The organism is Pseudooceanicola antarcticus, from assembly GCF_900215355.1.
Classification (GTDB): Bacteria; Pseudomonadota; Alphaproteobacteria; order Rhodobacterales; family Rhodobacteraceae; genus Pseudooceanicola; species Pseudooceanicola antarcticus.
Window position 1 is genome coordinate 282846 of the sequence record NZ_OBEA01000001.1, and the last position, 26114, is coordinate 308959.

Here is a 26114-nt window from a genome sequence, read left to right on the forward strand (position 1 = left end):
CCAAGGGCGTAGGGTGGGTGGCAACCCACCTTCCCCGGTCAGAGGTAGCGACCACCGCGCTGGATCACCTCGATCTCGTAGCCGTCGGGGTCGGTGATGAAGAAGAACTTCGCCACGTAGCGGCCTTCGGGCGCGAATTCGACGATCTTGCGGGGCGCGAGACCCGCGGCCTCGAGACGGGCGTGTTCGGCCTCCAGGTCCTCGACCGAGACCGCCAGGTGGCCATAGCCATTGCCCAGCTGGTAGGGCTCGACCTGGTCCTTGTTCACCGTCAGCTCCAGCTCGAAGCCGGTTTCCGCGTTGCTCAAGTAGATCAGGGTGAAGCTCTCGAAGTCCAGCCGCTCGGCCACCGAGAGGCCGAAGGCGGTCTCGTAGAAGGACAGGGCGCGGGCTTCGTCCAGCACGCGGATCATGGAGTGGATCATCTTGGCCATGGGGATCTCCTTTGCTTGCCGCCAAGGCCTAGCCGCCCGCGCGCCGGGGTGAAAGCCCCGCCGCGCTTGCCAGCGCCTTCCCGAGACTGGTAGATGCCAGCACGCCCGAAATGCAGCCGAGCCCGGCGGTGCCATGACTGACCCCGAATTCATCGAAACCACCGTGCTCAAGCGCGATCCCTTCTCCGAGACGATTTCGGGGCATTTCGCCGATGCGCCCGAGCGCCGGCTGGCCTTCCGTCGTCTCGATCGCCTGCCGCTCTGGTCGCGTCCCATCGCCCAGATGCTGGCCCGGCGCGAGATCCGCGGCCTGGCCGCCGTGCAGGGGATCGAGGGCTGCCCGGAACTGCTGCGCGCCGACCGGCGCGGGCTGGTCCGGGTCTGGTCCGAGGGCACGCCGCTGCAGCTGTCCCGGCCCTCCGAGGCCTTCTTCTACCGCGATGCCAAGCGGCTGCTGCGCGAGATGCGCCGCCGGGGCGTGACGCACAACGATATCGCCAAACCGCAGAACTGGCTGATGCGCCCCGATGGCGGCGCGGCGGTGATCGACTTCCAGCTGGCCTCGGTGCATCGCTTTCGCGGGCCGCTGTTCCGCACCATGGCGCGCGAGGACCTGCGCCATCTGCTGAAGCAGAAGCGCGCCTATGCGCCGGACCTGCTGACCCCCGCCGAACGCGCCATGCTGGCCCGCAAGGCGCTGCCGACACGGATCTGGATGGCCACCGGCAAGCGGCTTTACAACTTCGTCACCCGCCGCCTGCTGGACTGGTCCGATGGCGAGGGCACCGAGGACCGGATCGAGCGCAACGGCCCGCAGATCGCCGCGGCGCTGAAGGATGCGCCGGTCACCGCGCATCACGTGGCGACCTATGCGGTGCCGGGGCGCGGCACCGGGCTTTATACCTTCGCCGAAACCGACCTCAGCCCCGCCGAGCTGCGGGCGCTGCTGCCGGAGTCGCTCTCCGAGAAGATCCAGCCCTGCCCGACGCTGCCCCGTGACGCCAGTGGCGCGCTGCGCATCGACCTGCTGGCCCTGATCGCCGCCAACCGCCTGGACGAGATCGAGGCCATCCGCCTGCGCGAGCCCGAACTGGCACCCGAGATCGACGCGCTCATGGCCGGGCGGCAGAACCTGACGGACCGCATTCTGCGAAAGTGAGCCGGGCGGGTGAAACCGCATTTCCACCGACGCGATACCGACAGGATACCGACGTCATACCGACATTGATTCTTGCTATAGTCAGAACGGCGCCTTGGCGCGGAATTTCGTGCCCTGGCCGCCATCGGGATGCAGCAGGCGCAGCTCTTCGGCATGCAGCATCAGGCGCGGGAAGTCGCGCGCGGCACCTTCGGCGTAGAAGGGGTCACCCAGGATCGGATGTCCCATCGCCTGCATGTGCACCCGCAGCTGGTGCGAGCGTCCGGTCTGGGGAAAGAGCCTGACCCGGGTCTCGCCCTCTGCGTAGCGCTGCACCTTCCAGTCGGTGACCGCGGGCTTGCCGTTCTCGTGGTCGACCATCTGCTTGGGCCGGTTCGGCCAGTCGACGATCAGCGGCAGATCGACGGTGCCGGTCTTGGGCTCCAGCTTGCCCGCGACCCGCGCCACATAGGTCTTCTTCACCCGGCGGTGCTCGAACTGCAGGCCAAGGTGGCGTTGCGCATGGGGGGTCATGGCGAAGACCATCACCCCGGAGGTATCCCGGTCGAGCCGATGCACCAGCAGCGCCATGGGAAAGGCCACCTGCACCCGCGACAGCAGGCAGTCGGCCAGGTGCTCTCCACGTCCCGGCACCGACAGCAGCCCCGAGGGCTTGTCGACGATCAGGATCTCGTGGTCCTCGTGGATCACCTGCAGCGGCACGTCCGGCGGCTGGTAGTCATCGGGCGGCAGATTGGAAGGCGGGTGTTGGGGCGTATCGCTCATGATCGGCAGATAGCCTGATATGGCGCGCCGGTCGAGAGGCGCGCCACAAGTCGGGGCTCAGGCCGCGAAGACCTCGGAGAGGATCGCCGAAAGCGCCTTGTCGTCCTCTTCGGTGAAGGCGGCGGGCTGGTCGCTGTCGATATCCAGCACGGCGATCACCTGCCCGGCCTTGTTGCGCACCGGGATCACGATCTCGGAGCGGGTCGAGGAGGCACAGGCGATATGGCCCGGAAAGGCCTCCACGTCATCGACCAGCTGGGTCTCGCCGCTGCGGGCGGCAGCACCGCAGACCCCGCGCGAGAAGGGGATCTGCAGGCAGCCGTGGCCGCCCTGGTAGGGGCCGATCTTCAGCAGTTCGGGCTCGGTCACCCGGTAGAAGCCGGTCCAGTCGAAACGGTCGTCGCTGTGGTGGATCTCGCAGGCGAGGGTCGCCATCAGGGCGACTTCGTCGGTCTCGCCCTCGGTGAGAGAGCGGATGGTGGCGGCAAGCATCTTGTAGTCGGGCATGTCGGGTCTTTCGGTGAGGGGGGAGAGGGGGCTGTCTGCCCCCTCTTGCGGCCCAGGGCCGCAATTCACCCCCGACAGTATTTCAGGCCATCGGATGGGAAAAGGGGTGTGGCGCCACGTAGTCTGCCGCCGCGCCTCGGGTCAGGGGCGCTCGATGGCCAGCGCGGTGCCCTCTCCGCCGCCGATGCAGATGGCAGCGATACCGCGCTTCGCGCCACGTTGCTCCATGGCGTTAAGCAGGGTGACGATGATCCGCGCGCCAGAGGCACCGATGGGATGGCCAAGGGCACAGGCGCCGCCGTGGACGTTGACGCGGGCGTGGTCGATCCCCAGCTCGCGCATGAAGGCCATGGGAACCACCGCGAAGGCCTCGTTGACCTCCCAGAGGTCCACGTCCTCGACCTTCCAGCCGAGCTTCTTCAGCAGCTTGCGCGCGGCGGGCACCGGCGCGGTCGGGAAATGGGCGGGCGCCTGGGCGTGGCTGGCATGGCCCGCGATACGGGCGCGGATCGGCAGGTCGCGGGCGCGGGCCGCGGCACGCCCCGCCAGTACCAGCGCCGCCGCCCCGTCCGAGATCGAAGAGGCATTGGCCGCGGTCACCGTGCCGCCCTCGCGGAAGGCGGGTTTCAGGGTCGGGATCTTCTCGGGGCGGGCGGTCAGGGGCTGTTCATCCTCCGCCACCTCCGTGCTGCCCTTGCGGGTGGTGACCTCGACCGCGGCGATCTCGGCGGCGAAGGCACCGGATTGCTGCGCCGCAAGCGCGCGGTCCAGCGAGGCCAGGGCGTAGTCGTCCTGGGCCTCTCGGGTGAACTGGAAGGCCTCGGCGCAATCCTCGGCGAAGGTGCCCATCAGGCGGCCCTTGTCATAGGCGTCCTCGAGCCCGTCGACGAACATGTGATCCACGGTCCGCCCGTGACCAAGCCGGGCACCGGCGCGCATGGCGGGCAGCAGGTAGGGGGCATTGGACATGCTCTCCATTCCGCCGGCGACCATCGTCGCGGCATGGCCGAGCGCGATCTGGTCGAACCCCATCATCGCCGCCTTCATGCCGGAGCCGCACATCTTGTTGAGCGTCGTGGCCGGGACCTCTTCGCCCAGCCCCGCGGCGAAACCGGCCTGGCGGGCGGGGGCCTGGCCCTGGCCCGCGGGCAGGACGCAGCCCATCAGCAGCTCGTCGACGGTCTCGAGCCCGGCGCCCGCAAGCGCCGCCCTGATCGCGGCGCCGCCCAGTTGGGGCGCGGCGAGCGGCGCGAGGCTGCCCTGGAACCCGCCCATGGCGGTGCGCGCCGCCCCGGTGATATAGACTTCCTGCATCGGACCCTCCCTCTGTCTTTCCCCTGCATACCGAATGGTAAGGATTGCCGTCTAGCGTTCCCCTGACCAGAGCCGCCAGGGAGCATCACGATGCAGCTTTCCACCCGGACAGAGAAAGACGCCACGATCATCACGGTCGAGGCCGAGAGGATCGATGCAGCCGTGGCCATCCGCTTCAAGGACCTGATGCGGGACACCGCAGAGGGGTGCACGGGTCGGATCATCCTCGATCTGGGCCAGGTGGATTTCATCGACTCCAGCGGGCTGGGGGCCATCGTCGCCTCGATGAAGCAGCTCGGCGATGGCCAGAAGCTGGAACTGGCGGCGCTCAATGCCAATGTGGACAAGGTGTTCCGGCTGACCCGCATGGATACGGTCTTTCCGATTCACGCCAGCCTGGGCAACGCGGTGAACAGCCATGCAAACTGAAGCCGGGCGCAGCCTGCCGGAACAGGCCCTGCATCGCCATACCAAGGACATCCGCCTGACCTTCCCCAGCTCTCCGCTTTCCGTGCGCCGGGCCCTGCAGACCATCGTCGCCGACCTGCAGGAGCTTGAGCTGGAAGAGCGGGGTTCGGTGGAACTGGTGCTGGCCGAGGTGCTGAACAACGTGGTCGAACATGCCTATGGCGCCGATGAACGCGGCTGGATCAGCCTGGAATGCGCGACGGAACGGGACGGGCTGCATTTCCGCATCCGCGACGAGGGGCGGCCGATGCCCGACGACACCCCGCCCATGGGCGCACCCGCGCCCCTGCCCGAGGTGCTGGACAAGCTGCCCGAGGGCGGCTTTGGCTGGTTCCTGATCAAGGACCTGTCCCGTGATGTACACTACAGCCGCCTGGACGACGTGAACGAGCTGACCTTCCGCATCAAGGTCGACACCTCCCCCCGCAAGAACTGAAACCCTGGGAACCGGCCCCACCGGAAAGCGCCTGCCACAACAGGCAAGGCCAGCGCCCTTCGGCACCGGCTCAGGGCGCCTCCTTGCCACGATGCCATGGCAAGATCCGGGCCATCCGGCGGCAGACCCTACTCCGGCCCCGGTCCCGGCAGCCTCCGCAACGGGCGTTTTCAGGCAGGATCATGGCAAGCGCGGTGCCAACGCCCCTTGCCAGCGCGGCGGGCCCGCAGAGCGCCCCCGTATCGAAAGTGATTCTGCCTGCGCCGCCCCGCCAGATCGCGGCGGAAATCGCGCCGAAGCTGGGCCAAAACCGTCCAATCATGGCGCACTTCCGGGCTCGGCCACGGGTACGCGGCATTTTCGCCATAATCGCGGGAATTGCCCCGAAATCGCCGCACCGCAATCCCATTGGAGCCACGACCCAAGGCGAGTTTGTAAGGGTAGCTGCACTGGCTTCCCTCGGCGCCGCGTATTACAGCCCCCACCCAGTGCGTGGCGTCGAGGTTTAAGACCAGCAGGACACCCCCCTCCCCCGTACCCCCTTGACCCTTCTCCGCTTCGGACGCAGCATCGCGGCCCGTCAGAGGAGGAACCATGCGCGACCTAGAACTGCCCGGCCGTTCGCCCGTCTGGGCCGACAACGGCCTCTGTGCCACGTCTCACCCGATCGGCGCCAATGCGGCGCTCGACGTCCTGAAACGCGGCGGCAACGCCATGGACGCCGCCATCGCGGGTGCCGTGGCGCTTGGCGTCTGCGAGCCGGCCATGTGCGGCCTCGCGGGCGATTGCTTCGCGCTGGTCAAGCCCGCCGGCAGCACCCAGGTGCTGTCCTACAACGGGTCGGGCCGCGCCGCCGCCGGGGCCGATGCCGCCGCCATGCGCGCCGAGGGCCTCTCGGAGATCCCCGATGGCGATGCCCGCGCCGTGACGATCCCAGGTGCCATCGCCGCCTTCGACGAGATGTCGGCGCTCTGGGGCAAACTGGGACTGGCCGACAGCCTGGCGCCCGCGATCTCCTATTTCGAGGCCGGGGTGCCGGTGCATTCCCGCGTCGCCTACGACTTCGCCAACGGCCATGGACGCCTCGACGCCACCGCGGCCCGCCACCTGATGCCCCAGGGCAAGCCCCCGGTGGAGGGAGAGCGTTTCGCCCTGCCCGGCCAGGCCGAGGTGCTGCGCCGCATCGCCCGCGACGGCGCGAAGGCCTTCTACGAGGGCGAGGTGGCCGAAGACATGGTCGCCGCGCTGCAGGCCGCCGGTGGCCCCCAGACCCTCGATGATTTCGCCGCCGCCAAGGGCATGCAGGCCGAGACCATTCAGGGCAGCTACAAGGGCGCCGCGCTCTACGAGCATCCGCCGAACGGCCAGGGCGCCACGGCGATCCTGATGCTCAACATGCTGAGCCACTTCGACCTTTCCTCGATGGATCCCTTCGGCGCCGAGCGTGCCCATGTCGAGGCAGAGGCCGCCAAGCTGGCCTATGCCGCGCGCAACCGCTTCATTGCCGACCCGGCGACGGCGGATGCCGCGAAGCTGATGGACCCGGCCTTCGCTGCCGAGCTCGCCGCTGCCATCGACCCGAAACGGGCGCAATCCGTGCCCGACCAGATCTCGGGCGCGCCGCACCGCGACACGGTCTATATCACCGTCGTCGACCGCGACCGCATGGCGGTCTCGCTGATCTACTCGGTCTTCCACTCCTTCGGCTCTGGCATCGGCACCGACAAATTCGGCCTGGTGCTGCACAACCGGGGCTGCGGCTTCACGCTGGAAGAGGGTCACGGCAACATGCTGGCGCCGGGCAAACGCCCGCTGCACACGATCATCCCGGCCATGCTGGCCGAGGACGGCACCCCCAACCTGCCCTTCGGCGTCATGGGCGGCCAGTACCAGGCGGCGGGCCACGCGCGCTTCGTCACCAACCTGCGCGATTACGGTCTATCGCCGCAGGAGGCCATCGACGCCCCCCGCGCCTTCCCTTCGGGCGGCAAGTTGCAGATCGAACGGGGCTACGCCCCCGAGGTGGCCGCGAAACTGCAGGAGATGGGCCATGAGCTGACCCCGCCGCCCGCGCCCATCGGTGGCGCCCAGGCGATCCGCATCCACCCCTCGGGCGTGATGGAGGCCGGCTCGGACCCGCGCAAGGACGGCTGCGCCATCGGCTACTGATATCGCTGAATTGGCAGAGACCTGCCCCTGCTCCCGCCCGAGTTCGCCTCCGGCGGGAGTATTTTTCGCTTGGTGATGGAATAGGGTGCTCTTGCACGCATCACCGGGCTGAAAATACTCCGGGGGAGTCTCCGCAGGAGACGGGGGCAGCGCCCCCCTACGGACGGCCTCAGTTCAGCTGGAACTCGAGCTGGTAGTGACCATCCTCGAAGGCGCCGAAGAGATCGGGGATATCGGGGTGATCGACGGGCTCGCCGGACATGTCCTCGACCAGGTTCTGCTCCGAGACATAGGCCACGTAGTAGCTTTGGTCATTCTCGGCCAGAAGGTGGTAGAAGGGCTGATCGCGCAGCGGACGGGCGTCCTCGGGAATCGCATCATACCATTCCTCGGTATTGCTGAATTCCGGGTCGACATCGAAAATTACCCCGCGAAACGGGTGTTTGCGGTGCCGGACAACCTGGCCCAGATGATATTTCGCGTTCGTCTTCAGCATCGTCTTGCACGTCATGAGACCCCCTACTAACGTCAATCCCCGCCCATTGTCCAACCGACTCCGCGAAATTGAGGGAAACACACTGTGAACCTTGTCCTGACAGTGCTGGAGATCACCGCTCCGGTCTTCCTCCTGGCCGCGATCGGCTTCATCTGGGTGCGCATGGGCTTCGAGTACCAGATCGACTTCGTCACCCGCATGGCGATGACGCTCTCGGTGCCCTGCCTGATCTTCACCGCGCTGATGCGGACCGAGATCGACCCGGCGGCGTTGACTGCGCTCTCGCTGGCCTCGGTCGGGGTCTACGCCGCGCTCACCCTGGTCACCGCGCTGGTGCTCTGGCTGACCAAGCTCGACCTGCGCAGCTACCTGGCCCCGCTGATCTTCGGCAATACCGGCAACCTCGGCCTGCCGCTGGCGCTCTTTGCCTTCGGCGAGGCCGGCCTGGGCTACGCGGTGGTGGTCTTCGCGGTCATGGCCCTCTGGAGCTTCACCTTCGGCATCTGGGTGGTCTCGGGCGGCGGCTCGGTGGTGCGCGCCCTGAAGGAGCCGCTGCTCTGGGCCACCATCCTCGGCGGCATCTTCCTGAGCCAGGGCTGGCACACGCCGGTCTTCCTGACCAACACGCTGGAGCTGACGGGCCAGATGGCGATCCCGCTGATGCTGATCACCCTCGGCGTCGCCGTGGCCCGGCTGCGGCCCGGCTCCATCCGGCTGGCCTCGGTGCTGTCGCTGCTGAAGATCGCGCTCTGTGTCGGGACCTCCTGGATCATCGGGCGCCTCTTCGGGCTGGATGACGTGGCCTTCGCAGTGCTGGTGCTGCAGGTCTCGACCCCGGTGGCCGTCACCTCCTACCTGCTGGCGGTGAAATACGGCGCCGATGCGGATGCTGTGGCGGGCCTGGTCGTGGTCTCGACCCTGCTTTCGGTGCTGATGCTGCCGCTGCTTCTGGCCGTGCTTCTCTAGGCCGAGGGACGCCGTTCACGGCTTTGAAGGTTCCGTCAGTTCCGGCTTTCGTGTAGACTTTCGAAAAAACACAACAAGAGCAGACATCGAGAGGCAGATGATCAAGAAGCTTCCCGCGATTCTAATCGTGCTCATCGTCGCGTCCTGTGGCGGCGGTCGGGACACGGTGGCCCCGCGTAACATGGATAACGCCTGTTCCATCCTGGACCAGCGCCCCCACTTCAAGAAGGCCTTCAAGCGCACCGAGCGCAAGTATGGCATCCCGGTGCACGTGCAGATGGCCGTGATGCACCAGGAGAGCAAGTTCATCGGCAACGCCAGGACGCCGCATCGCTTCGCGCTCGGCATCATCCCGATGGGCCGGCAGAGCTCGGCCACGGGCTACAGCCAGGCGCTGGACGGCACCTGGGAGGAATACCAGCGCAAGACCGGCAACCGCCGCGCGCGACGCACAGATATCGACGATGCCGCGGATTTCATGGGCTGGTACATGTCCGAGACGACCCTGCGCCTGGGCATCCCCCTGTCCGACGCTCGCGCCCAATACCTGGCCTATCACGAAGGGCGCACGGGCTATTCCCGTGGCTCCTATCGCAACAAGTCCTGGCTGCTCTCGGTTTCGCAGCGGGTCGCCCTCCGCTCCGAGCTCTACGCCGATCAGCTGGCCTACTGCCTCTAGGCAGGGGAACGGCCGGCACGGGGGCGGCGGGGATCAGTTCCCGCCGCGCCGCGCGGTCTCGCGCCGGATCGAGAAGAGGCTGTCGCCCAGGTTCAACCCGGTCTGCAGCTCTCCCAGGATCACCGTGGTCTGGCTGCCGGCTTCATCCGTCACCACCCATTGCCGCAACTCAACCGGAGCCCCCTCCTGGGGGCCGCCGGTGAAGACCAGCTCGATGTTGCCGTACTCGGGATGCTCGGGGTCCTGCGCGCGCAGCACGGTCGAGGGCCCCTCTTCGCGGTGCCCGGTGACCATGTTGGCGCGGCTCAGATCCATGTTGTCATCGAGAATCAGCTTCAGCGGCGTGCGGTTCAGACCATAGGTCTCGGGGCCGCCGTTGGATTTCGGATCGAAGATCGCCACGGCGCCCGCGCCGGCGATGACCAGCGCCTCTTCCGGCGGGTCGTATTCGAACCGCATGCGACCGGGCCGCTTGATATAGAGCGTGCCGGTCGAGATCGAGCCATCGGCATTGACCTGGGTGAACTTGCTTTCAGCGGTACGCATCCCGTTCATGTAGTCCGAGATCGCGTCCAGCGGGATCGGTGCCGCGCCTGCGGGCAGCAGGCTGGCAACCAGAAGGGCGGCGGGGGCCAGGAGGCGGGTCAGCATGGTCATGGGATAGATGTAAGCTCCGGCAGGGATCGGTTCCAGCATCAAACGCGCCAGGTCCCTTCACCGTTCCGCCATCGGCACGAGAGCGCCGGAAGGGAGGGGGCGCTGCCCCCTCTGAAGCCATGGGCTTCATTCACCCCCGGAGTATTTTCAGCCTGGTGATGCAGCAGGAGGGTGCCCGGAAAGGCACCCTCCTTTTCAACTGGGAGCGTGGCACGCTCTTCAGGCAGAGGGAGGTCGCCCCCATGGCTGCGTCATGCAGCATCACCAGGCTGAAAGTACTCTGGGGGAGTCCGCCGCAGGCGGGCGGGGGCAAAGCCCCCTTCCCCTATGGGCCCTTACTGTTCGGGCACCAGCACTTCACGCTTGCCGACGTGGTTGGCGGCGCTGACCACGCCCTCGTCCTCCATCTGCTCGACCAGGCGCGCGGCCTTGTTGTAGCCGATGGCCAGCTTGCGCTGGATGTAGGAGGTCGAGCACTTGCGATCCTTGATCACGATCGCCACCGCCTGGTCATAGAGCGCGTCTTCGCCATTGGTATTGCCGCCGGTGTTGAGACCCAGCACCGCGTCGATATCGGCGGACTTCTCGTCGTCCGGCCCTTCGACCACGCCGCCGATGTACTCGGGCGGGCCATAGGCCTTGAGATTGCTGACCACCTCTTCGACCTCTTCGTCGCTGACGAAGGGACCGTGGCAACGGGTGATCTTCGCGCCGCCGGCCATGTAGAGCATGTCGCCCATGCCCAGGAGCTGCTCGGCCCCCATTTCACCCAGGATCGTGCGGCTGTCGATCTTCGAGGTCACCTGGAAGGAGATCCGGGTGGGGAAGTTGGCCTTGATCGTGCCGGTGATCACGTCGACCGAGGGGCGCTGCGTGGCCATGATCAGGTGGATGCCAGAGGCCCGCGCCATCTGCGCAAGGCGCTGGATGCAGGCCTCGATCTCCTTGCCCGCGACCATCATCAGGTCGGCCATCTCGTCGACGATGACGACGATATAGGGCATCTTCTCGGGCTGGATCTCTTCGGTTTCGAAGATCGGATCGCCGGTCTCTTCGTCGAAGCCGGTCTGCACGGTGCGCGAGAACATCTCGCCCTTCTTCAGCGCATCCGCCACGCGGCCGTTGTAGCCGTCGATGTTGCGCACGCCCATCTTGGACATCTTGCGGTAGCGCTCTTCCATCTCCTGCACGACCCACTTCAGGGCCACCACGGCCTTCTTGGGATCGGTCACAACCGGGGAAAGCAGGTGCGGGATGCCGTCGTAGACCGACAGTTCCAGCATCTTCGGGTCGATCATGATCAGCCGGCAGTCTTCCGGGGTCAGGCGGTAGAGCAGCGACAGGATCATGGTGTTGATCGCCACCGACTTGCCCGAGCCGGTCGTACCGGCGATCAGCAGGTGAGGCATCTTGGCGAGGTTGGCGATCACCGGCTCACCGCCGATGTCCTTGCCGAGCGCCAGCGGCAGCTTCATGTGGCTGTCGCCGAAATCACGCGCGGCCAGCAGCTCGCGCAGCACAACCATCTCGCGGTTGTCGTTGGGCAGTTCGATACCGATGACCGAGCGGCCCGGCACGGTCGAGACACGCGCAGACAGCGCCGACATCGAACGCGCGATATCGTCGGCCAGGCCGATCACGCGCGAGGCCTTGAGGCCCGGCGCCGGTTCCAGCTCGTACATCGTCACCACGGGGCCGGGGCGGACCGAGACGATCTCGCCCTTCACGCCGTAGTCGTCCAGCACCGATTCCAGCATGCGGGCGTTCTGCTCGAGCGCCTCGTCCGAGAGGTGGTGGCGCTGGATGGTCTCGGGAGAGGTCAGCAGCGACAGCGGCGGCAGCTCGTATTCCGCCTCGGCCGGGTCGAAGGCCAGAGAGGGCTGGGCCTCGGCCTGGGCGCGGGCAGAGGGCTGCACCGGCTTGCGGGTGCTGTGCTGCACCACCTTGCGCGGCTCGGCGACGGGGATCTTGGCCCCCTCGGTGAAGCCCATGCTGCGCGGCTCGGCGGGCAGCTCTTCGGGGGCGGCGAAATCATAGTGCTCGTCGTCGTCATCGTCGCGGAACTCGGGCGCGGGCGGGATCGAGGGCACGCCGCGTTCGACCCGCAGCTGGCCGGCATCGACCAGCTCGGGGGCCGGCATCTCGGACTGGGCCAGCTCTGCGTGACCCATGTCGTCGTCGAGCGCCGCCATGGGCGCCTCGTCGGGGTAGGAGAGCCCGGCATGGCGCGGGTCGGCGCCGCCGAGGCGCGGCGTCGGCGCGGCAGCGGCGGCGGTCAGCGGCGGCTCGGGCGGCAGGCCATGGTCGGGGGCTGCGGCACGGTCGCCCGAGAAGATCAGCGGCGCCGGGCTGCGGCGCTTGGCGCGGCGGGCGGCGGCCTGGATGGCGCTCAGCGGCACATCCTCCATCTCGGGGCCTTCCTCGGCAGAGATCGGCTCTCCGCGGCGGGCGCGGGCGCGCACCACGTCGGCGATCTTGGCGCGGATACGGTCGTCGCCCGGCAGCTCTTCTTCGCCGAGGGCCATCAGCACCTCGTCGTCATCCATCTGGTCCCAGCTTTGCGGCTGCGGCTCGGGGCGGCGCACCAGCCCCGGCAGGCGACCCAGCAGGCCCGGTTTCTCTTCCGGAGCGGGCGTCTCGTCGTAGTAGAGCGGTTCGTCGTCCTGGGCACCCCAGGGATCTTCGGCCCAGGCGGGATCGGCCGCGGCGGGCGCGGTCAGGCGCGCATCGCGGCGACGCTCGGCGCGGGCTTCGGCGCGGGCGCGCAGCCCTTCACCGGCGCTGCGGGTCGCATGGCCGGCGACCGAGACGGCCCCGACGGCTCCACGGCCCAGCAGTTTCGCAATGAAGGCATAGGTCAGGACGATGGCGATCAGCAGCCAGCGGAAGGCCAGCCGCATCTCGACCCTGGTGATACCGGCCACGAAGAGACCAAGCGCCACCATGGCCGGGCCCAGCACCAGCGCCGCCACCTTCAGCGAACCGGCGACGGACAGCGGAGAGATCCCGATCAGCGCGCCCAGCACGGTGTCCCCGAAGAGACCGCCCAGCCCGAAGGCATGCGGCCAGCTTTCCGAGGTGTTCAGCGCACCGCCATAGACCGACATCAGCACCACGAAGACCGGCGCGAAGACCAGCCGGCCCACCGGGGCCTCGTCGGCCAGGTGCAGGCCGAAGCGCAGCCCCCAGATCACCGAGAGCACGGCGATCGCCCAGCCCCCGATGCCGATCACCATGATCACCGGCGCCGAGATCGAGGCACCGAAGAGCCCCAGCCAGTTCTGCACCGGCGCATCCGAGGCCGAGAACCACGACGGGTCCTGCGGCGCATAGCTGTAGAGCACCGCCGCCAGCATCAGGCCGAAGCCCAGAAGCACGAGGCCGATCAGCTCCTTGCCGCGCTTTTCCAGCGCCGCCTGCATATCGCTGTCGAAGAGGGGATCACGTTTCGTCTGGTAGGCCATGCTCTTCGCTCCTCGTCAGTCCCACAGGCAGGCGCGCAGCTTTTCCAGCCCCGTCACCATCTCGTCCCGCGCCGCCACCATGGCGACACGGATATAGCCCTTGCCGGGGGTTCCCTCGGCCGTCTCGCGGCTGAGGTAGGCGCCGGGCAGGACCCGCACCCCGGTTTCGGTCCACAGCTTCAGCGCCGCGGCCTCGCCATCCTCGACCGGCAGCCAGAGGAAGAACCCCGCTTCGGGGCCCTTGTAGCCGGGCACGCCGCCCATCACCTGGTCGGCCGCCAGGTATTTCTGCTGGTAGAGGGCGCGGTTCTCTTCCACGTGGGCCTCGTCAGCCCAGACACGCTCGCTGACCTTCTGGATCGGCAGCGGCAGGGGCGCACCCGAATAGGCACGCAGCTGGCGGATGCGACGGATCGATTCCGGTCCGCCCGCCACGAAACCCGACCGCAGACCGGGCAGGTTCGAGCGCTTCGACAGCGACTGGAAGATCACCACCCGCTCGGGGTCGGCGCCCATCTCCTGCGCGATCTCGAGCGCCCCCACGGGGGCCGCGTCGCGCCAGATCTCGGAATAGCATTCATCGGCGAAGACCTGGAAATCCCACTTCTCGGCCAGGGCCAGCAGCTCGCGCCAATAGGCGGCAGAGGCCACGGCCCCCTGCGGGTTGGCCGGAGAGCAGATGTAGACCGCCGCCGTGCGGTTCAGCACCTCGTCGGGCAGACTCGCATAATCGGGCAGATGTCCGGTCTCTTCGGTGGCGGGCACGAAGACCGGCTCCGCGCCGACCGAGATCGCCGAGATCATGTAGACCTGGTAGAAGGGGTTAGGGATCAACACCACCGGGCGCTGCCCGTTTTTCTGTTCGGGAATCAACGCCATACCGGCGTTGTAAAGCCCCTCGCGGGTGCCGTTCAGCGGCATCACCTGGCGCGCGGGGTCCATGGTCACGCCGTAGCGCCGCGCGATCCATCCGGTGATCGCGGCCTGCAGCTCGGGCGTGCCGTCGTTGGGGGGATACTTGGCAAGACCTGCCACGTTCTCGGACAGCACTTGGCCCACCCACTCCGGGAAGGGGTGCCGGGGCTCTCCGATGGTCATATGCGTTACCTCACCACCCGGTTCATGCGAATCGAGAAGGGCGCGCAGGCGCGGGAACGCATATTCCGGAAGGTTCGAAAACCGCTCTGGAAACATTTGAAACTGCCTCTGGATCAGGGTCGTAACGCCCCGTTTGAGCCTCAGCGTAACCTATGAGGGAGCGATGCGTCCAGCGCTCTTGCGCCTCTGCAACAGGGCTGTTGCATCGAAACCCCGTGTTTCCACGGGATTTTCCGGATCAGGCGGCGCGCAGGGCGGCCTCGGCGGCGGCCGAGACCCTTGCCAGGGCCTCTTCCGCGAAGGGCTTGCCCATGAGCATGATCCCGCAGGAGGGCGCGCCGGCGGGCAGGGTCACCGCCGGAAGCCCCATCAGGTTGCCCACCCGCGTGTTGCGCAGGGCCAGCAGGTTCTCGGTCACGTAGTAGTCGTGATTCGACAGCATCCGCGAGGCGAAGGGCGGCAGAATCGCCGAGCTGGGCGAAAGCACCGCGTCATATCCCGCCATCCGCGCATGCCATTCGGCACGCGCCTGCTCCAGCTGCTCCCAGGCGGCCACGTAGTCGCTGGCCAGCACCTGCCCGCCGCCCCGGAAGCGCTCGAGAATCTCGGGGAACATCTTCTCGGGCGCGGCCTCGATGACGTCCTTCCACAGGCCATAGCCTTCCGGCGCGATGAGCTGCTTGGTCAGCAGGGCGGCGCGGTCATACTCGGGCGAGCGCACCTCGACCACCTCGGCACCCGCGTCGCGCAGCACCTCGACGGCGCGGCGGTAGGCGGCCAGGGGCTCGGGGCGGATATCGTCCAGGACGTGGTTCTCCATGGTCGCCAGGCGCATGCCGCGCAGGCTGGCACCGGTCAGATCCGGGGCAGGCCTGCCCTCCAGCGCCGAGAGCATGAGCACGCAATCCAGGACCGAGCGCCCGATGGGACCCACGGTGTCGAAACGCTTGGCCAGCGGCACCACGCCTTCCAGGCTGACCCGTCCGGAGGTGGTCTTGAAGCCCACCAGGTCGTTCCAGGCCGCCGGGATACGCACCGAGCCGCCGGTGTCGGAGCCGATGCCGCCCGCCGCCAGCCCATGCGCCACCGAAGAGGCCGCGCCCGAGGACGAGCCGCCGGGCACCCAGTCGGGGTGGTTCACGTTGGGCGGCGTCGCCGTCACCGGGTTCAGCCCGATGCCGGAAAAGGCCAGTTCGGTCATATGGGTCTTGCCGAGGCAGACCAGCCCGACCTGGCTGGCATTGCGCAGCACGCGGGCGTCCTCGGCAGGCACGCGGCCTTCCAGCAGCGCAGAGCCCGCCTCGGTCGCCACGCCGGCCGTGTCGAAAAGGTCCTTCCAGGAGATCGGCACCCCGTCCAGCGGATGCAGGCGGATGCCCAGGCGGGCCCGGTCGGCGGCGGCCTTCGCCTCGGCCAGGGCGCGGTCGGCCATGGTGCGGGCGTAGATGCGGGGGCCGGCCTCATGGGCGTCGATGGCGTTCAGATAGGTCTCGGCCAGGGCCACCGGGTCGATCTCTCCGCGCTCGATTCCCGCACCAAGCGCCGCCGCTTCCATCCACAGCCAGTCTTGCATCACACCACTCCGTATTCTTCGCGGCGACGGTAGCGGCAGGCGGGCGCATGGACAATCCCGCCCGAGGGGGCATATCTGGTGCAGGGGCGCTTATCGGGGGCGGAGCGCCTATCTGGGGAAGTGACGAAAGGCAGGGCCATGAGCGAGCAAAGCGATCTTCTTATCGTCGGCGGCGGGCTGAACGGCCCCGCGCTGGCCCTTGCGGCCGCCAAGGCGGGGCTGACAAGCACCTTGATCGACGCGCTGCCCCGGAGCGAGCTCTCGGGCGCCAGCTTCGACGGCCGCGCCTATGCGCTGGCCCTGGCCTCGGTGCGGCTGCTGCGCGCCATCGGCGTCTGGGACGGGGTCGCGGACCAAAGCCAGCCGATGCTCGACATCAAGGTCAGCGACGGGCGCGCCGGAGAGGGGCCCTCGCCCTTCTTCCTGCACTTCGACCACGCCGAGATCGAGGAAGGCCCCATGGGCCACATGATCGAGGACCGCTACCTGCGCCGTGCCCTGCTGGAGGCCGTGGAGGCCGCGCCGGAGGTCACCGTGATCAACGAGGCCCGCGTGGTGGCACAGGAGACCGGCCCGCAAGGCGCCTCGGTCACCCTCGCCTCGGGAGAGGTGCTGCGCGGCCAGCTGGTGGTGGGCTGCGACGGCAAGCGCTCGGGCACCGCCGCCCGCGCGGGCATCCGGCGGCACGGCTGGGGCTACGGCCAGACCGCACTGGTCTGCGCCATCGCGCACGAGAAGCCCCACGAGGGCGTCGCGCATCAGTTCTTCATGCCCCCCGGCCCGCTGGCCATCCTGCCCCTGCCCGGCAACCGCTCCTCCATCGTCTGGAGCGAGCGGGACGCCACGGCGCAGGCGATCAACGCACTGCCCGATGGCGACTACCTGGCCGCCCTGCGGCCCCGCTTCGGTGATTTCCTGGGCGAGATCGCGCTGGAAGGCGCGCGGTTCACCTACCCCCTGGGCCTGTCGATCTGCGAGCGCTTCGCGGATTGGCGGCTGGCGCTGGTCGGTGACGCCGCCCATGGCATGCATCCGATCGCCGGCCAGGGGCTGAACGCCGGGCTGCGCGACGTGGCGGCGCTGGCACAGGTGCTGCGCGAGGCGCGGGAGCATGGCGAGGACATCGGCGCCCTGAACGTGCTGGAGCGCTACCAGGAATGGCGCCGCTTCGACACCGGTACCCTGGCACTGGCGACGGATCTGACCAACAAGCTGTTCTCGAACGACAACCCGCTGCTGCGCGCCACGCGGGACCTGGGCCTGGGCCTGGTCAACCGTATCCCCGGTCTGCGCCGCGGCTTCATCCGCGAGGCGGCGGGCCTGACGGGGGATCTGCCCGAACTGATGCGCTGAGACAGGGCAGGTGGATTGGCATCCACCCTACGAAATCTGCGCGGCCCGGACCTGACGACCGAAGGCCCGCAGGGTGGGAGATATCCCACCTCCCCCGCCGGACATTTGCGCAAGACGCCCGCGCCCGGCGCCATGGCCACTGCCACTATCCGACGGCCCAAATACTGCCGCCGGAGGCTTCGCCCCGGCACGGGGCGAAAACTCTCTCCGGATCAGTCCAGCACACGGGCCTCGTCGACCAGCATCACCGGGATACCGGCACGGATCGGATAGGCCAGGCCCGCGGACTCCGAGATCAACTCCTGCCGCTCGGCGTCATAGCGCAGGGTGGCATGACTGCGCGGGCAGACCAGGGCCTCGAGCATGCGGCGGTCAAAGGCGGGCGTGTCGTTCATTGCAGCAATTCCTGTCCATCGCCGCCGCGCAACGCATATTCCATGAGCGTCACCAGCGTCTCGCGGCGGGTTGTCAGCGAAGGCGCCTCGAGCAGCGCCTGTTTCTCATCCAGGGTGAAATTCAGCAGCATCGACAGCGAGTTGATCAGCAGCTCGTCATCGGCATCCTGCAGGGTCTCCCAATCCGTCGACAGGCCCTGGGTGTCGAAGTAGCGCGACAGCAGGTCCATGAAGGCCTCGCGGCGGAAACCGGGGTCGCGGTCCGAAGGCGCCAGGTCGGGCTCGAAGCCCGCCCAGTCGACGCGGCAGCGACGATAGGGGGTAAAGCCCTCGATCTCATCGGCGATGCGATAGCGCGAGATGCCGGTGAGGGTGATCATGTAGCGCCCGTCCTCGGTCTCCGAGAACTGGGTGACGCGACCGGCGCAGCCGATCTTGTGCAGCCCGTGGTCCCCAGGCCCCGGCATGTCACCGGGCTGGATCATCCCGATCAGCCGGTGCGGCGTCTTCAGGCAATCCTCGAACATGGCAAGGTAGCGCGGTTCGAAGAGATGCAGCGGCAACCGTGCGCGCGGCAAAAGGAGGGCCCCCGGCAGCGGAAAGATGGGGATCACCTCGGGAAGATCTGCGGGTTTCATCATGTTCAGGAGATTAGGCCGCCCGCGCCTCCGGGAAAGCCCCGGAGGCGGGAAAAACTCATGCGAAGATCATCGACGAGAGCTTGCGACGCCCGTTCAGCACCACCGGGTCCTGCGGCTTCAGCGCATCGAAGATGGTGAAGAGCTGCTGCTTGGCGGCGGCATCGTTCCATTCGCGGTCGCGGCGGAAGAGCTCCAGCAGCTGGTCCACGGCCTCTTCCACCTGGCCACCGGCATGCAGCGCCTGGGCGAGGTCGAAACGGGCCTGGTGGTCGTCGGGATCGGCCTCAACCTTGGCGGTCAGCTCGGCCACCGGACCGGCATCGGCGGCCTGGCGGGCGAGTTCCAGCTGGGCATGGGCCGCCTCGAGCTCGGGAGCCTTCGAGATCTCGGCCGGGGCACCGTTCAGGATCGCCTCGGCCTGGTCGAGCTCGTCCAGCGCCAGGTGCGCACGCACCAGGCCGCCATAGGCCGGGGCGTTTTGCGGATCTTCCTGCAGGATCGCGGCGAAGGTCTGGGCCGCGTCGGAGGCAGCCCCCTCGGCCAGCATCTCTTCGGCGGCGGCGACGGCATCAGCCAGGCCACCATCGGCACCGGGCGACATCTCGACCAGCTTCTGCACGAAGGCCTTCACCTCGGAGGGCGGCAGGGCGCCCTGGAAACCGTCCACCGGCTGGCCCTGGAAGAAGGCATAGACCGTGGGGATCGACTGGACGCGCATCTGTCCGGCGATCATCTGGTTCTCGTCGACATTGACCTTGGCCATCTTTACCGCGCCATCTGCGGCGTTCACCGCCTCTTCCAGCGCCGGGCCGAGGGTCTTGCAGGGGCCACACCAGGGGGCCCAGAAATCGACGATGACCGGCACCTCCTGCGAGGCCTCGACCACGTCCTGCATGAAGGTCGCCTCGGAGACATCCTTGACGTGTTCGCCGCCACCGGCGGCGGGTTGGGTCTGTCCGGTTCCAAGCTCGATCATGGCGGAACTCCCTTGTGCAAATCTCTGGGCCTATATGGACCCTCGCGGGGCGTTTTCCAAGGCGAATGCAGGCAGATCGCCCCCGTCGGGTGGGGGCCGATGGTCGCGGATCAGGCCAGGTGGACCAGCAGCAGGTCGTAGCGCGCCTCGCCATCCACCAGCGCCGCGATATCGGCCAGCATCGGATCGAGCAGCGCCGCCTGGCAGCCCTCGAAGGTCAGGCCCATGTCCTCGTTGCGCAACGCCGGCAGGTTGCGGATCACCCGCAGATCCTCGACGGGGGTGTGGTCGATGCGCAGGTATTCCAGCCGGTCCATGCCCCTGAGCGGCGCGAGCTCGCTCACCCCCGTGCCCCGCAGCCAGATCCGCCAGAGCCCCGAAAGCGCCGCGATCGGCGCCAGATCCTGCACCGCGCTGCGTTCGAGCCCCAGGAAGACCAGTTCGGACAGCGCGGCCAGGGGGTCGAGATCGCGCACCGGCGTCTCGTTGAGCCAGAGCGCCTCCAGTCGCCGCAGCCCGGTGAGCGCTGTCAGGTCGCTGACCGCGGTGCCCGAAAGCTCGAGCCGGGTCAGCCTGTGCAGCCGCTCCAGCGGGCCGATGTCGCTGATGCCGGTGCCATAGGCGCTGAGATGCGCCAGGTTGGGACAATGGCGCAGCGCAGAGATGTCCTTTACCGCGGTGTCGGGAAAGAAGAGCCCCGAAAGCGCGGGCAGATCGGCCAGCGGCGAGAGGTCGGAAACGCGCGTCGCGCCAATGCGCAGCCGTTCCAGCCGCGGCAGCCCGGCCAGCGGCGACAGATCCGAGACCCGCGTCCCATGCAGGTGCAGCCCACGCAGGTAGGGCAGATCGGCGATGCCCGGCGGCAGCTCCTCGAGCGCGGCCATGTCGGCATCGTCGAATTCCAGCAGGGTGCCACGACAGACGCGGGCGGCGTCGATCATCGCCTCCGCCATCTCGTAGGCGGTCTGGGCGTCGGCTCCTTTTGCCTCGGTCATGCGCGGGACTCCCTCAGGGCTGGCCAGAGACAAGCACAGCCCCGCTCCGCGCGCCAGAACTGTTGCGCCGGCCAGCGGCAGGGCGCGGCGAACCGGCGGAGCTTTGCCGCCCCGCCATGCAGATGCCATGCCACCGTGCAGATGCCGCGCCGCACCGCCGTGACCCAAGGTACGGGCCCCGCTTGCCTTCCCGCCCGCGCCGGGTCTAACTGGCTGGGCGAAAGGCCTTTCATGCGTTTCTCTCTGCCCATTCTCACCGCCACGGCCCGGCATGACCGGATCACCGGACTGCTGTTGTGCCTAGCGGTGCTGGGCGTGGTGCTGCGCAGCTGGCCGGGCTGGAGCTGGGCCGGATGGCTCGCCGATCTGGCGAGCGTGGCGGTGATCCTCTGGCTGACACCCACCGTGCGGCCCTCGCGGCAGATCTTCGTCCTGCTGGGGCTGGCACTGGCCCTCTATGCCGAGCTGACCGCCCCCAATGCGCGCGAGGTGCTGGCCCGCGCCCTGGCCCAGGGCAGCTTCATCCTGGCCTTCTTCTGCGCGCTCGCCACCCTGCGTCACGCGGCAGAGCTGTCGCGGGGCATCACCCGTGCCGCCGTCTACTTGGCGCAGCAACCGCCCGGACGGCGCTATACCGCGCTGACCCTCGGGGCGCAGGTCTTCGCATTGGTGCTGAATTACGGCTCGATCTCGCTTCTGGGCACCATGGCGCGCAGCTCTGCCGCCTCGGAACCCGACCCCGACATCGCCCGCATCCGCACCCGCCGCATGCTGCTGGCGGTACAGCGCGGCTTCGCCGCCTCGCTCTTCTGGTCGCCGCTGGCGCTGGCGGTGGTGATCTCGACCAGCGTCGTGCCGGGGGCGAGCTGGGGCTCGGTGGTGCTGCCTTCGCTGGTATCGGCGGCGCTGATGACCGGGGTGGGCTGGGGGCTGGACCGGGCCTTCAAGCCGAAGCTGCGTCCCGACCAGGTTCCCACCCGCGCCGACCCCGCGCAAAGCGGCGGCGCACGGACCCTGCTGCCGGTGCTGGGCCTGCTCCTGCTGATCGCCCTGCCCGTGGGGGCGGTACATCTGGCCACCGGCCTGCCGGCCTCGCGCATCGTGCTGGCGGTGGTGCCGATGGTCGCCGCCGGCTGGCTCTGGAGCATGGGCCCACGCGGGGCGCGCGCACGCTACCTTGCCAGCCACTCCGGCGCCTTCCTCTTTGCAGAGCTGCCCGCGCTGCGTTCCGAGATCGTGCTGCTGGCCCTGGCGGGCTTCCTGGGCACCGGGGCGGGCACGCTGCTGGCGCCCCTGGTGCAGGCAACGGGGCTAGACCTGGCCGCGCTGCCGGTCTGGCTGCTGCTTCTGCTGCCGATCTGGCTGATCCCGCTCGGCGGGCAGATCGGCATGAACCCCATCCTCTTCGTCTCGCTCTTCGGACCGCTGCTGCCGGCGCCCTCCGAATTGGGGATCTCGGCGCTGCCCATGGTGTTGTCACTGACCGCGGGCTGGGCGCTGTCGGGAGTGACCTCTCCCTTCACCGCATCGGTCATGCTGACCGCACGACTGGGCGACACCGACGCGCGCGAGGTCAGCCACCGCTGGAACGGCGCCTATGTGGCGATCCTCGGCGTGGTGCTCTCGGTCTGGGTGCTGCTGCTGGCCTGACCCGGGCGCGCGCGCAACGCGCAAGGGACCTAGAGGTCGAAGGTCGCGAAGACCGGCGCGTGATCGCTGGGTTGTTCCCATCCGCGCACCTCGCGCAGCACGCGCGAGCCATGGCCGGCGTTCGAGATATCCGGCGTCGCCCAGACGTGATCCAGCCGCCGCCCCTTGTCCGCCGCATCCCAGTCCGGAGAGCGATAGGACCACCAGGAATAGAGATTGCCCTCGGGGATGTCCTGCCGGGTGATATCGACCCAGCCGCCGGCCTCCTGGGTCTCGGCCAGGTGCGCGACCTCGACGGGGGTATGAGAGACCACCTTCAGCAGCTTCTTGTGATCCCAGACGTCATCTTCGCGCGGAGCGATGTTGAGATCGCCCACCAGGATCGCCTTCTCGGGGCGTTCGGCGCGGAACCAGTCACGCATCTCGGTCAGGTAATCCAGCTTCTGGCCGAACTTCTCGTTGATCTCGCGGTCCGGCTTGTCGCCACCGGCGGGGACGTAGAAGTTATGCACCGTCACCCCGTTGGGCAGCCGTCCGGCGATGTGCCGCGCATGCCCCAGGGTGGCGAAGTCCTGCGCGCCCACCTCCTCGATCGGCAGCTTCGACAGGATGGCCACGCCGTTGTAGCCCTTCTGCCCCCGCGCCACCATGTGGCTGTAGCCAAGGGCCCGGAACTGCTCGAGCGGGATCTTCTCGACCGGGGACTTGCACTCCTGCAGGCACAGAACATCGGGCGCCTCGGTCTCCATCAGCTTGCAGACAAGCGCCTCGCGCAGACGGACGGAATTGATGTTCCAGGTGGCCAGGGTAAATGACATGTTCTTTCACTCGCCTCGTTCAGGAGATGCCGGATCGCTTCGGGTTAGCATCGCAGCGACCCCATTGAAAGCGATCCCGCCGCGCGGAGCGGCCTTTTTGTTCCCGTGATGTTCTTTTGGTCCGCGCGCGGCGGCCGAGGCCGGGCCTGCGGAAAGCCGGGCTGCGTAGAAAGAGACAATTGCCACTTTAACGGCGCGGCAAGGGAATGGGCTTATCGCCTGTCCCGGTAAGGAGTCCGTGACGTGGAAAATTTGTCGATCTCCCTTGTCGCCCTGGCGCTCTGCCTGTCCGGCCCGGTGCTGGCCCTGGCCAGCCTGCCGCCGGTCAATCACGGCCTGGTGCTGGTCGTCTCGCCCCCCTGGACGGAGCGGGAGGCGCAGATCCTGGCCGCCGGCGGGCGCGGAATCGGGCCCCGGATCGCCGCCATGGGCACGCTGGCCCAGGCCGACGCACCCGATTTCGGGCCCCGCCTGCGGGCGGCAGGCCCCTTCCTTGTCCTTGACGGACGCGCCCTAACAGCCCTCTGCGGAGTTACCGGATGACCGAGCTGAACGAGCCCCCAATGGAATTTATCGAAGCCCGCAGGCAGGCGACGGGCCATCTGATGCGCCTGACGGTCGGACTGGTGGCACTGTCCCCGATCGCCGCCATGCTGGCGGGCAACCGGGTGCTGCCGGTGACGCTCTTTGCGCTGGTGGCAGCCGGGCTGGCGGTCTGGGGCAACCTCATGGGCGGGCGCAACGGGCGGGCCCTGGTGGCGCTCGGCCTCGTCGGCCAGGCCATGGCCTTTACCGCCGCCTTCACCGGGCACCCCTGGCAGCTTGACGCCCATATGCTGTTCTTCGCCCTGCTGGCGGTGGTGATGTACCTCTCGGACGCCCGCGCGATCCTCATCGCCGCCGGGGCCATCGCCCTGCATCACCTCGTGCTTTCGGTGACCATCCCGGCGCTGATCTATCCCACCTCCGACCTGATGACGAACATCGAACGCACCGCCCTGCACGGGGCGATCGTCGGGATGGAGGCTCTGGTGCTCTATTCCTCGATCCGCCAGCGGCGTATTCTCGACCGCCACGTAGAGGCCGCGACCCGCGCCATGCGCGAGGCGACGCAGCGCGAGAAATCGCTGCTGAACCAGGCCTCCAGCGTGCAGGATCTGGTGGTGGCGCAACTGGGCGACGCCCTGACCCGGCTGGCGCGGCGCGACCTGTCGGTCTCCATCGAGACCCAGTTCGACGCCGACCACGACCGGTTGCGGCAGAACTTCAACCACGCCATCGAAGAGCTGCGCGGCACCGTGCAGCAGGTGATCCGCAACGCCCGCGCCGTGTCCGAGGACGCCGATTCCATCGCCAATGCCTCGAACAACCTGGCGCAGCGCACCGAACGCCAGGCGGCCTCCCTGCAAGAGACCGCGAACGCCATCCAGGAGATCAACCAGAACGTCCGCTCCACCGCCGAGGCCGCGCGCAGCGCCTCGACCGTGGCCAATGAGGCGCAATCGCGCTCTGCCGCCTCGGACGAGGTGGTGCTGCGCACGGTCAACGCCATGGCCGCCATCGAAAGCTCGTCCTCCGAGATCCACAAGATCATCCAGGTGATCGAGGACATCGCCTTCCAGACCAACCTGCTGGCGCTCAACGCCGGCGTCGAGGCCGCCCGCGCCGGCGAGGCCGGACGCGGCTTCTCGGTCGTGGCGACAGAGGTGCGGGCGCTGGCGGCGCGGTCCTCGACCTCGGCGCGGGAGATCTCGGAGCTGATCCAGAAATCCTCTGAACATGTGAAAAGCGGCGTGTCGCTGGTCAACGAAACCGGCGACGTGCTGAAGAGCATCTCGGAATCGGTCTCGGGCGTCGCAGAGCTCGTCTCCCAGATCGCCTCCTCCGCGAATGAGCAATCGGGTTCCATCGCGCTGATCGACCAGACCATGAAGGAGCTGGACCAGGTCACCCAGCAGAACGCCGCCATGTTCGAGGAAACCAACGCCGCCTCCTCGGCGCTGAACCGCGAGGCGGAAGAGCTCTCGACGCTGATGCTTCGCTTCCAGACCGGCGAGGATCAGAGCTTCAACGACGGTTCCATGGGCATCTTCGCCCCTGCCGCCGCCCCGGCGGCAAAGCGGTTGGTCAACGCCAAGACGCCCGGCCCCGCCGAGGAATGGAGCGAGTTCTGAGCCACCCGCGCGGCGCCTGGCCGCAGTCCAAGAGCCCTATGGGGGCACCGCAAAAAAAAGGCCCAGGTAAAAACCTGGGCCAGTCCAACAGGGAGGTGCATATCAAACCCGGATATGCGCGGGATAGTTCCGTGGAACATGACTTCCACTTAAGCACCCATGATGGCGGGGAAAAGTACGGAATACCGGAACTTCTCCCTTGGTCTCAGGCGACCAGCCGATATCCGCCACTCTCGGTGACCAAAAGTCGAGCATTCGAGGGGTCCGGCTCGATCTTCTGGCGCAGTCGATAGATGTGGGTTTCCAGCGTATGGGTGGTGACCCCGGCGTTGTAGCCCCAGACCTCGTGCAGCAGCACATCGCGCGGCACCACGCCCTCGGTCGAGCGATAGAGGAACTTGAGGATGTTGGTTTCCTTCTCGGTCAGGCGGATCTTCTTCTCGTCCTCGGTGACCAGAAGCTTCATCGCCGGGCGGAAGGAATAGGGCCCCAGCTGGAAGATCGCGTCCTCGCTCTGCTCGTGCTGGCGCAGCTGAGCCCGGATGCGGGCCAGCAGGACGGGAAACTTGAAGGGCTTGGTGACATAGTCATTGGCACCGGAATCGAGGCCAAGGATCGTGTCGGCATCGGAATCATGGCCGGTCAGCATCAGCACCGGGCTCTTCAGCCCCTGCTTGCGCAGCAGGCGGCACAGCTCCCGGCCATCGGTGTCGGGCAGGCCCACGTCCAGGATCACCAGGTCGAACAGCCCCTCCTTCACCTTCTGCGTCGCCTCGGCGCCCGAGCCGGCCTCGAAGACATCGAAATCCTCGGTCATCACCAGCTGTTCGCTGAGCGCTTCGCGCAGGTCCTCATCATCGTCGACCAGCAGGATCTTCTTCAGTTGCGCCATGTCTCGGGCCTCCGATTGCATAGAGGGTTGATTTC

Annotated in this window: 25 protein-coding genes; 10 read left to right on the forward strand and 15 right to left on the reverse strand. The window is 67.9% G+C overall.

All coding sequences use genetic code 11. The annotated features are described in order from the left end of the window. Positions 1–38: 38 nt before the first annotated feature. A complete protein-coding gene (locus CRO50_RS01410; RefSeq protein ID WP_097144083.1) occupies positions 39–434 on the reverse strand; it encodes a VOC family protein in 396 nt (131 codons plus the stop codon). Between the two features lie 133 nt (positions 435–567). Here CRO50_RS01410 and CRO50_RS01415 point away from each other — a divergent pair, with 133 nt between their 5' ends. Continuing rightward, the gene (locus CRO50_RS01415; RefSeq protein WP_097144084.1) at positions 568–1593 is read left to right on the forward strand and encodes a serine/threonine protein kinase; all 1026 of its coding nucleotides are present in this window, start codon (positions 568–570) and stop codon (positions 1591–1593) included. An 81-nt stretch (positions 1594–1674) separates the two neighbouring features. Here CRO50_RS01415 and CRO50_RS01420 read toward each other — a convergent pair whose 3' ends face one another. The 3 genes from CRO50_RS01420 to CRO50_RS01430 form a co-directional block, all read right to left on the reverse strand. After that, a complete protein-coding gene (locus CRO50_RS01420) occupies positions 1675–2358 on the reverse strand; it encodes an RluA family pseudouridine synthase (protein ID WP_097144085.1) in 684 nt (227 codons plus the stop codon). Between the two features lie 57 nt (positions 2359–2415). Further along, positions 2416–2865 carry a GAF domain-containing protein gene (locus CRO50_RS01425; RefSeq protein WP_097144086.1) on the reverse strand — a complete coding sequence of 150 codons (450 nt, stop codon included), beginning with the start codon at positions 2863–2865 and terminating at the stop codon, positions 2416–2418. Positions 2866–3006: 141 nt separating this feature from the next. Next, a complete protein-coding gene (locus CRO50_RS01430) occupies positions 3007–4179 on the reverse strand; it encodes a thiolase family protein (protein ID WP_097144087.1) in 1173 nt (390 codons plus the stop codon). Positions 4180–4269: 90 nt separating this feature from the next. Between CRO50_RS01430 and CRO50_RS01435 the strand changes: the two genes are divergently transcribed. From CRO50_RS01435 to CRO50_RS01445, 3 genes are all read left to right on the forward strand, one after another. Next, on the forward strand, positions 4270–4608 hold the full coding sequence (locus tag CRO50_RS01435) for an STAS domain-containing protein (RefSeq protein WP_097144088.1): 339 nt from the start codon (positions 4270–4272) through the stop codon (positions 4606–4608). Continuing rightward, positions 4598–5083, forward strand: a complete 486-nt coding sequence (locus CRO50_RS01440; protein ID WP_097144089.1) for an ATP-binding protein — start codon at positions 4598–4600, stop codon at positions 5081–5083. Before CRO50_RS01435 ends, CRO50_RS01440 begins: the two co-directional genes overlap by 11 nt. Positions 5084–5677: 594 nt before the next feature. Beyond that, entirely contained in the window at positions 5678–7252 is a 1575-nt protein-coding gene (locus CRO50_RS01445) for a gamma-glutamyltransferase family protein (RefSeq protein WP_097144090.1), read from the forward strand. Between the two features lie 169 nt (positions 7253–7421). On the opposite strand, the gene hspQ is transcribed toward CRO50_RS01445, so the two are convergent. After that, positions 7422–7748, reverse strand: a complete 327-nt coding sequence (hspQ, locus tag CRO50_RS01450) for a heat shock protein HspQ (RefSeq protein ID WP_097144091.1) — start codon at positions 7746–7748, stop codon at positions 7422–7424. An 84-nt stretch (positions 7749–7832) separates the two neighbouring features. On the opposite strand from hspQ, the gene CRO50_RS01455 reads away from it, so the two are divergent. Together CRO50_RS01455 and CRO50_RS01460 are read left to right on the forward strand one after the other, a co-directional pair. Continuing rightward, on the forward strand, positions 7833–8714 hold the full coding sequence (locus tag CRO50_RS01455; protein ID WP_097144092.1) for an AEC family transporter: 882 nt from the start codon (positions 7833–7835) through the stop codon (positions 8712–8714). Positions 8715–8811: 97 nt separating this feature from the next. Further along, a complete protein-coding gene (locus CRO50_RS01460) occupies positions 8812–9393 on the forward strand; it encodes a transglycosylase SLT domain-containing protein (protein ID WP_097144093.1) in 582 nt (193 codons plus the stop codon). A 33-nt stretch (positions 9394–9426) separates the two neighbouring features. Here CRO50_RS01460 and CRO50_RS01465 read toward each other — a convergent pair whose 3' ends face one another. From CRO50_RS01465 to CRO50_RS01480, 4 genes are all read right to left on the reverse strand, one after another. Beyond that, on the reverse strand, positions 9427–10089 hold the full coding sequence (locus CRO50_RS01465; protein ID WP_179747184.1) for a LolA family protein: 663 nt from the start codon (positions 10087–10089) through the stop codon (positions 9427–9429). 296 nt (positions 10090–10385) lie between these two features. After that, positions 10386–13514, reverse strand: a complete 3129-nt coding sequence (locus tag CRO50_RS01470; protein ID WP_097144094.1) for a DNA translocase FtsK — start codon at positions 13512–13514, stop codon at positions 10386–10388. Between the two features lie 15 nt (positions 13515–13529). Further along, complete coding sequence (locus tag CRO50_RS01475) at positions 13530–14708, reverse strand: aminotransferase class I/II-fold pyridoxal phosphate-dependent enzyme (protein WP_097144095.1); 1179 nt, start codon at positions 14706–14708, stop codon at positions 13530–13532. A gap of 142 nt (positions 14709–14850) precedes the next feature. Then, positions 14851–16185 carry an amidase gene (locus CRO50_RS01480; protein ID WP_097144096.1) on the reverse strand — a complete coding sequence of 445 codons (1335 nt, stop codon included), beginning with the start codon at positions 16183–16185 and terminating at the stop codon, positions 14851–14853. A 138-nt stretch (positions 16186–16323) separates the two neighbouring features. On the opposite strand from CRO50_RS01480, the gene CRO50_RS01485 reads away from it, so the two are divergent. Beyond that, positions 16324–17538, forward strand: coding sequence for an FAD-dependent monooxygenase (locus CRO50_RS01485; protein WP_097144097.1), 1215 nt, complete (start codon positions 16324–16326; stop codon positions 17536–17538). A gap of 212 nt (positions 17539–17750) precedes the next feature. Here the strand turns inward: CRO50_RS01485 and CRO50_RS01490 are convergent, their stop codons facing one another. The 4 genes from CRO50_RS01490 to CRO50_RS01505 form a co-directional block, all read right to left on the reverse strand. After that, positions 17751–17933 (reverse strand): Trm112 family protein, encoded by a 183-nt coding sequence (locus tag CRO50_RS01490; protein WP_097144098.1) that lies wholly within the window; start codon positions 17931–17933, stop codon positions 17751–17753. Beyond that, on the reverse strand, positions 17930–18574 hold the full coding sequence (locus CRO50_RS01495; RefSeq protein ID WP_097144099.1) for an LON peptidase substrate-binding domain-containing protein: 645 nt from the start codon (positions 18572–18574) through the stop codon (positions 17930–17932). Before CRO50_RS01495 ends, CRO50_RS01490 begins: the two co-directional genes overlap by 4 nt. A 55-nt stretch (positions 18575–18629) precedes the next feature. Continuing rightward, positions 18630–19550 carry a thioredoxin gene (gene trxA, locus CRO50_RS01500; protein ID WP_097144100.1) on the reverse strand — a complete coding sequence of 307 codons (921 nt, stop codon included), beginning with the start codon at positions 19548–19550 and terminating at the stop codon, positions 18630–18632. 110 nt (positions 19551–19660) lie between these two features. Beyond that, on the reverse strand, positions 19661–20545 hold the full coding sequence (locus CRO50_RS01505; protein ID WP_097144101.1) for a leucine-rich repeat domain-containing protein: 885 nt from the start codon (positions 20543–20545) through the stop codon (positions 19661–19663). A 231-nt stretch (positions 20546–20776) separates the two neighbouring features. Between CRO50_RS01505 and CRO50_RS01510 the strand changes: the two genes are divergently transcribed. After that, a complete protein-coding gene (locus CRO50_RS01510; RefSeq protein WP_097144102.1) occupies positions 20777–22195 on the forward strand; it encodes a hypothetical protein in 1419 nt (472 codons plus the stop codon). 29 nt (positions 22196–22224) lie between these two features. On the opposite strand, the gene CRO50_RS01515 is transcribed toward CRO50_RS01510, so the two are convergent. After that, the gene (locus CRO50_RS01515) at positions 22225–23013 is read right to left on the reverse strand and encodes an exodeoxyribonuclease III (RefSeq protein ID WP_097144103.1); all 789 of its coding nucleotides are present in this window, start codon (positions 23011–23013) and stop codon (positions 22225–22227) included. A gap of 243 nt (positions 23014–23256) precedes the next feature. On the opposite strand from CRO50_RS01515, the gene CRO50_RS01520 reads away from it, so the two are divergent. After that, positions 23257–23556, forward strand: a complete 300-nt coding sequence (locus tag CRO50_RS01520) for a hypothetical protein (protein ID WP_097144104.1) — start codon at positions 23257–23259, stop codon at positions 23554–23556. 20 nt (positions 23557–23576) lie between these two features. Next, a complete protein-coding gene (locus CRO50_RS01525; RefSeq protein WP_157791753.1) occupies positions 23577–25187 on the forward strand; it encodes a methyl-accepting chemotaxis protein in 1611 nt (536 codons plus the stop codon). 205 nt (positions 25188–25392) lie between these two features. On the opposite strand, the gene CRO50_RS01530 is transcribed toward CRO50_RS01525, so the two are convergent. Continuing rightward, positions 25393–26079 (reverse strand): response regulator transcription factor, encoded by a 687-nt coding sequence (locus CRO50_RS01530; protein ID WP_097144106.1) that lies wholly within the window; start codon positions 26077–26079, stop codon positions 25393–25395. Between the last annotated feature and the right edge of the window lie 35 nt (positions 26080–26114).

Excerpts from the sequence above, each read along its gene's own strand:
- CRO50_RS01410 (WP_097144083.1), bottom strand. The coding sequence starts at position 434 with ATGGCCAAGATGATCCACTCCATGATCCGCGTGCTGGACGAAGCCCGC.
- CRO50_RS01415 (WP_097144084.1), top strand. The coding sequence starts at position 568 with ATGACTGACCCCGAATTCATCGAAACCACCGTGCTCAAGCGCGATCCC.
- CRO50_RS01420 (WP_097144085.1), bottom strand. The coding sequence starts at position 2,358 with ATGAGCGATACGCCCCAACACCCGCCTTCCAATCTGCCGCCCGATGAC.
- CRO50_RS01425 (WP_097144086.1), bottom strand. The coding sequence starts at position 2,865 with ATGCCCGACTACAAGATGCTTGCCGCCACCATCCGCTCTCTCACCGAG.
- CRO50_RS01430 (WP_097144087.1), bottom strand. The coding sequence starts at position 4,179 with ATGCAGGAAGTCTATATCACCGGGGCGGCGCGCACCGCCATGGGCGGG.
- CRO50_RS01435 (WP_097144088.1), top strand. The coding sequence starts at position 4,270 with ATGCAGCTTTCCACCCGGACAGAGAAAGACGCCACGATCATCACGGTC.
- CRO50_RS01440 (WP_097144089.1), top strand. The coding sequence starts at position 4,598 with ATGCAAACTGAAGCCGGGCGCAGCCTGCCGGAACAGGCCCTGCATCGC.
- CRO50_RS01445 (WP_097144090.1), top strand. The coding sequence starts at position 5,678 with ATGCGCGACCTAGAACTGCCCGGCCGTTCGCCCGTCTGGGCCGACAAC.
- hspQ (WP_097144091.1), bottom strand. The coding sequence starts at position 7,748 with ATGCTGAAGACGAACGCGAAATATCATCTGGGCCAGGTTGTCCGGCAC.
- CRO50_RS01460 (WP_097144093.1), top strand. The coding sequence starts at position 8,812 with ATGATCAAGAAGCTTCCCGCGATTCTAATCGTGCTCATCGTCGCGTCC.
- CRO50_RS01465 (WP_179747184.1), bottom strand. The coding sequence starts at position 10,089 with ATGCTGGAACCGATCCCTGCCGGAGCTTACATCTATCCCATGACCATG.
- CRO50_RS01470 (WP_097144094.1), bottom strand. The coding sequence starts at position 13,514 with ATGGCCTACCAGACGAAACGTGATCCCCTCTTCGACAGCGATATGCAG.
- CRO50_RS01475 (WP_097144095.1), bottom strand. The coding sequence starts at position 14,708 with ATGTTTCCAGAGCGGTTTTCGAACCTTCCGGAATATGCGTTCCCGCGC.
- CRO50_RS01480 (WP_097144096.1), bottom strand. The coding sequence starts at position 16,185 with ATGCAAGACTGGCTGTGGATGGAAGCGGCGGCGCTTGGTGCGGGAATC.
- CRO50_RS01485 (WP_097144097.1), top strand. The coding sequence starts at position 16,324 with ATGAGCGAGCAAAGCGATCTTCTTATCGTCGGCGGCGGGCTGAACGGC.
- CRO50_RS01490 (WP_097144098.1), bottom strand. The coding sequence starts at position 17,933 with ATGAACGACACGCCCGCCTTTGACCGCCGCATGCTCGAGGCCCTGGTC.
- CRO50_RS01495 (WP_097144099.1), bottom strand. The coding sequence starts at position 18,574 with ATGATGAAACCCGCAGATCTTCCCGAGGTGATCCCCATCTTTCCGCTG.
- trxA (WP_097144100.1), bottom strand. The coding sequence starts at position 19,550 with ATGATCGAGCTTGGAACCGGACAGACCCAACCCGCCGCCGGTGGCGGC.
- CRO50_RS01505 (WP_097144101.1), bottom strand. The coding sequence starts at position 20,545 with ATGACCGAGGCAAAAGGAGCCGACGCCCAGACCGCCTACGAGATGGCG.
- CRO50_RS01510 (WP_097144102.1), top strand. The coding sequence starts at position 20,777 with ATGCGTTTCTCTCTGCCCATTCTCACCGCCACGGCCCGGCATGACCGG.
- CRO50_RS01515 (WP_097144103.1), bottom strand. The coding sequence starts at position 23,013 with ATGTCATTTACCCTGGCCACCTGGAACATCAATTCCGTCCGTCTGCGC.
- CRO50_RS01525 (WP_157791753.1), top strand. The coding sequence starts at position 23,577 with ATGGAATTTATCGAAGCCCGCAGGCAGGCGACGGGCCATCTGATGCGC.
- CRO50_RS01530 (WP_097144106.1), bottom strand. The coding sequence starts at position 26,079 with ATGGCGCAACTGAAGAAGATCCTGCTGGTCGACGATGATGAGGACCTG.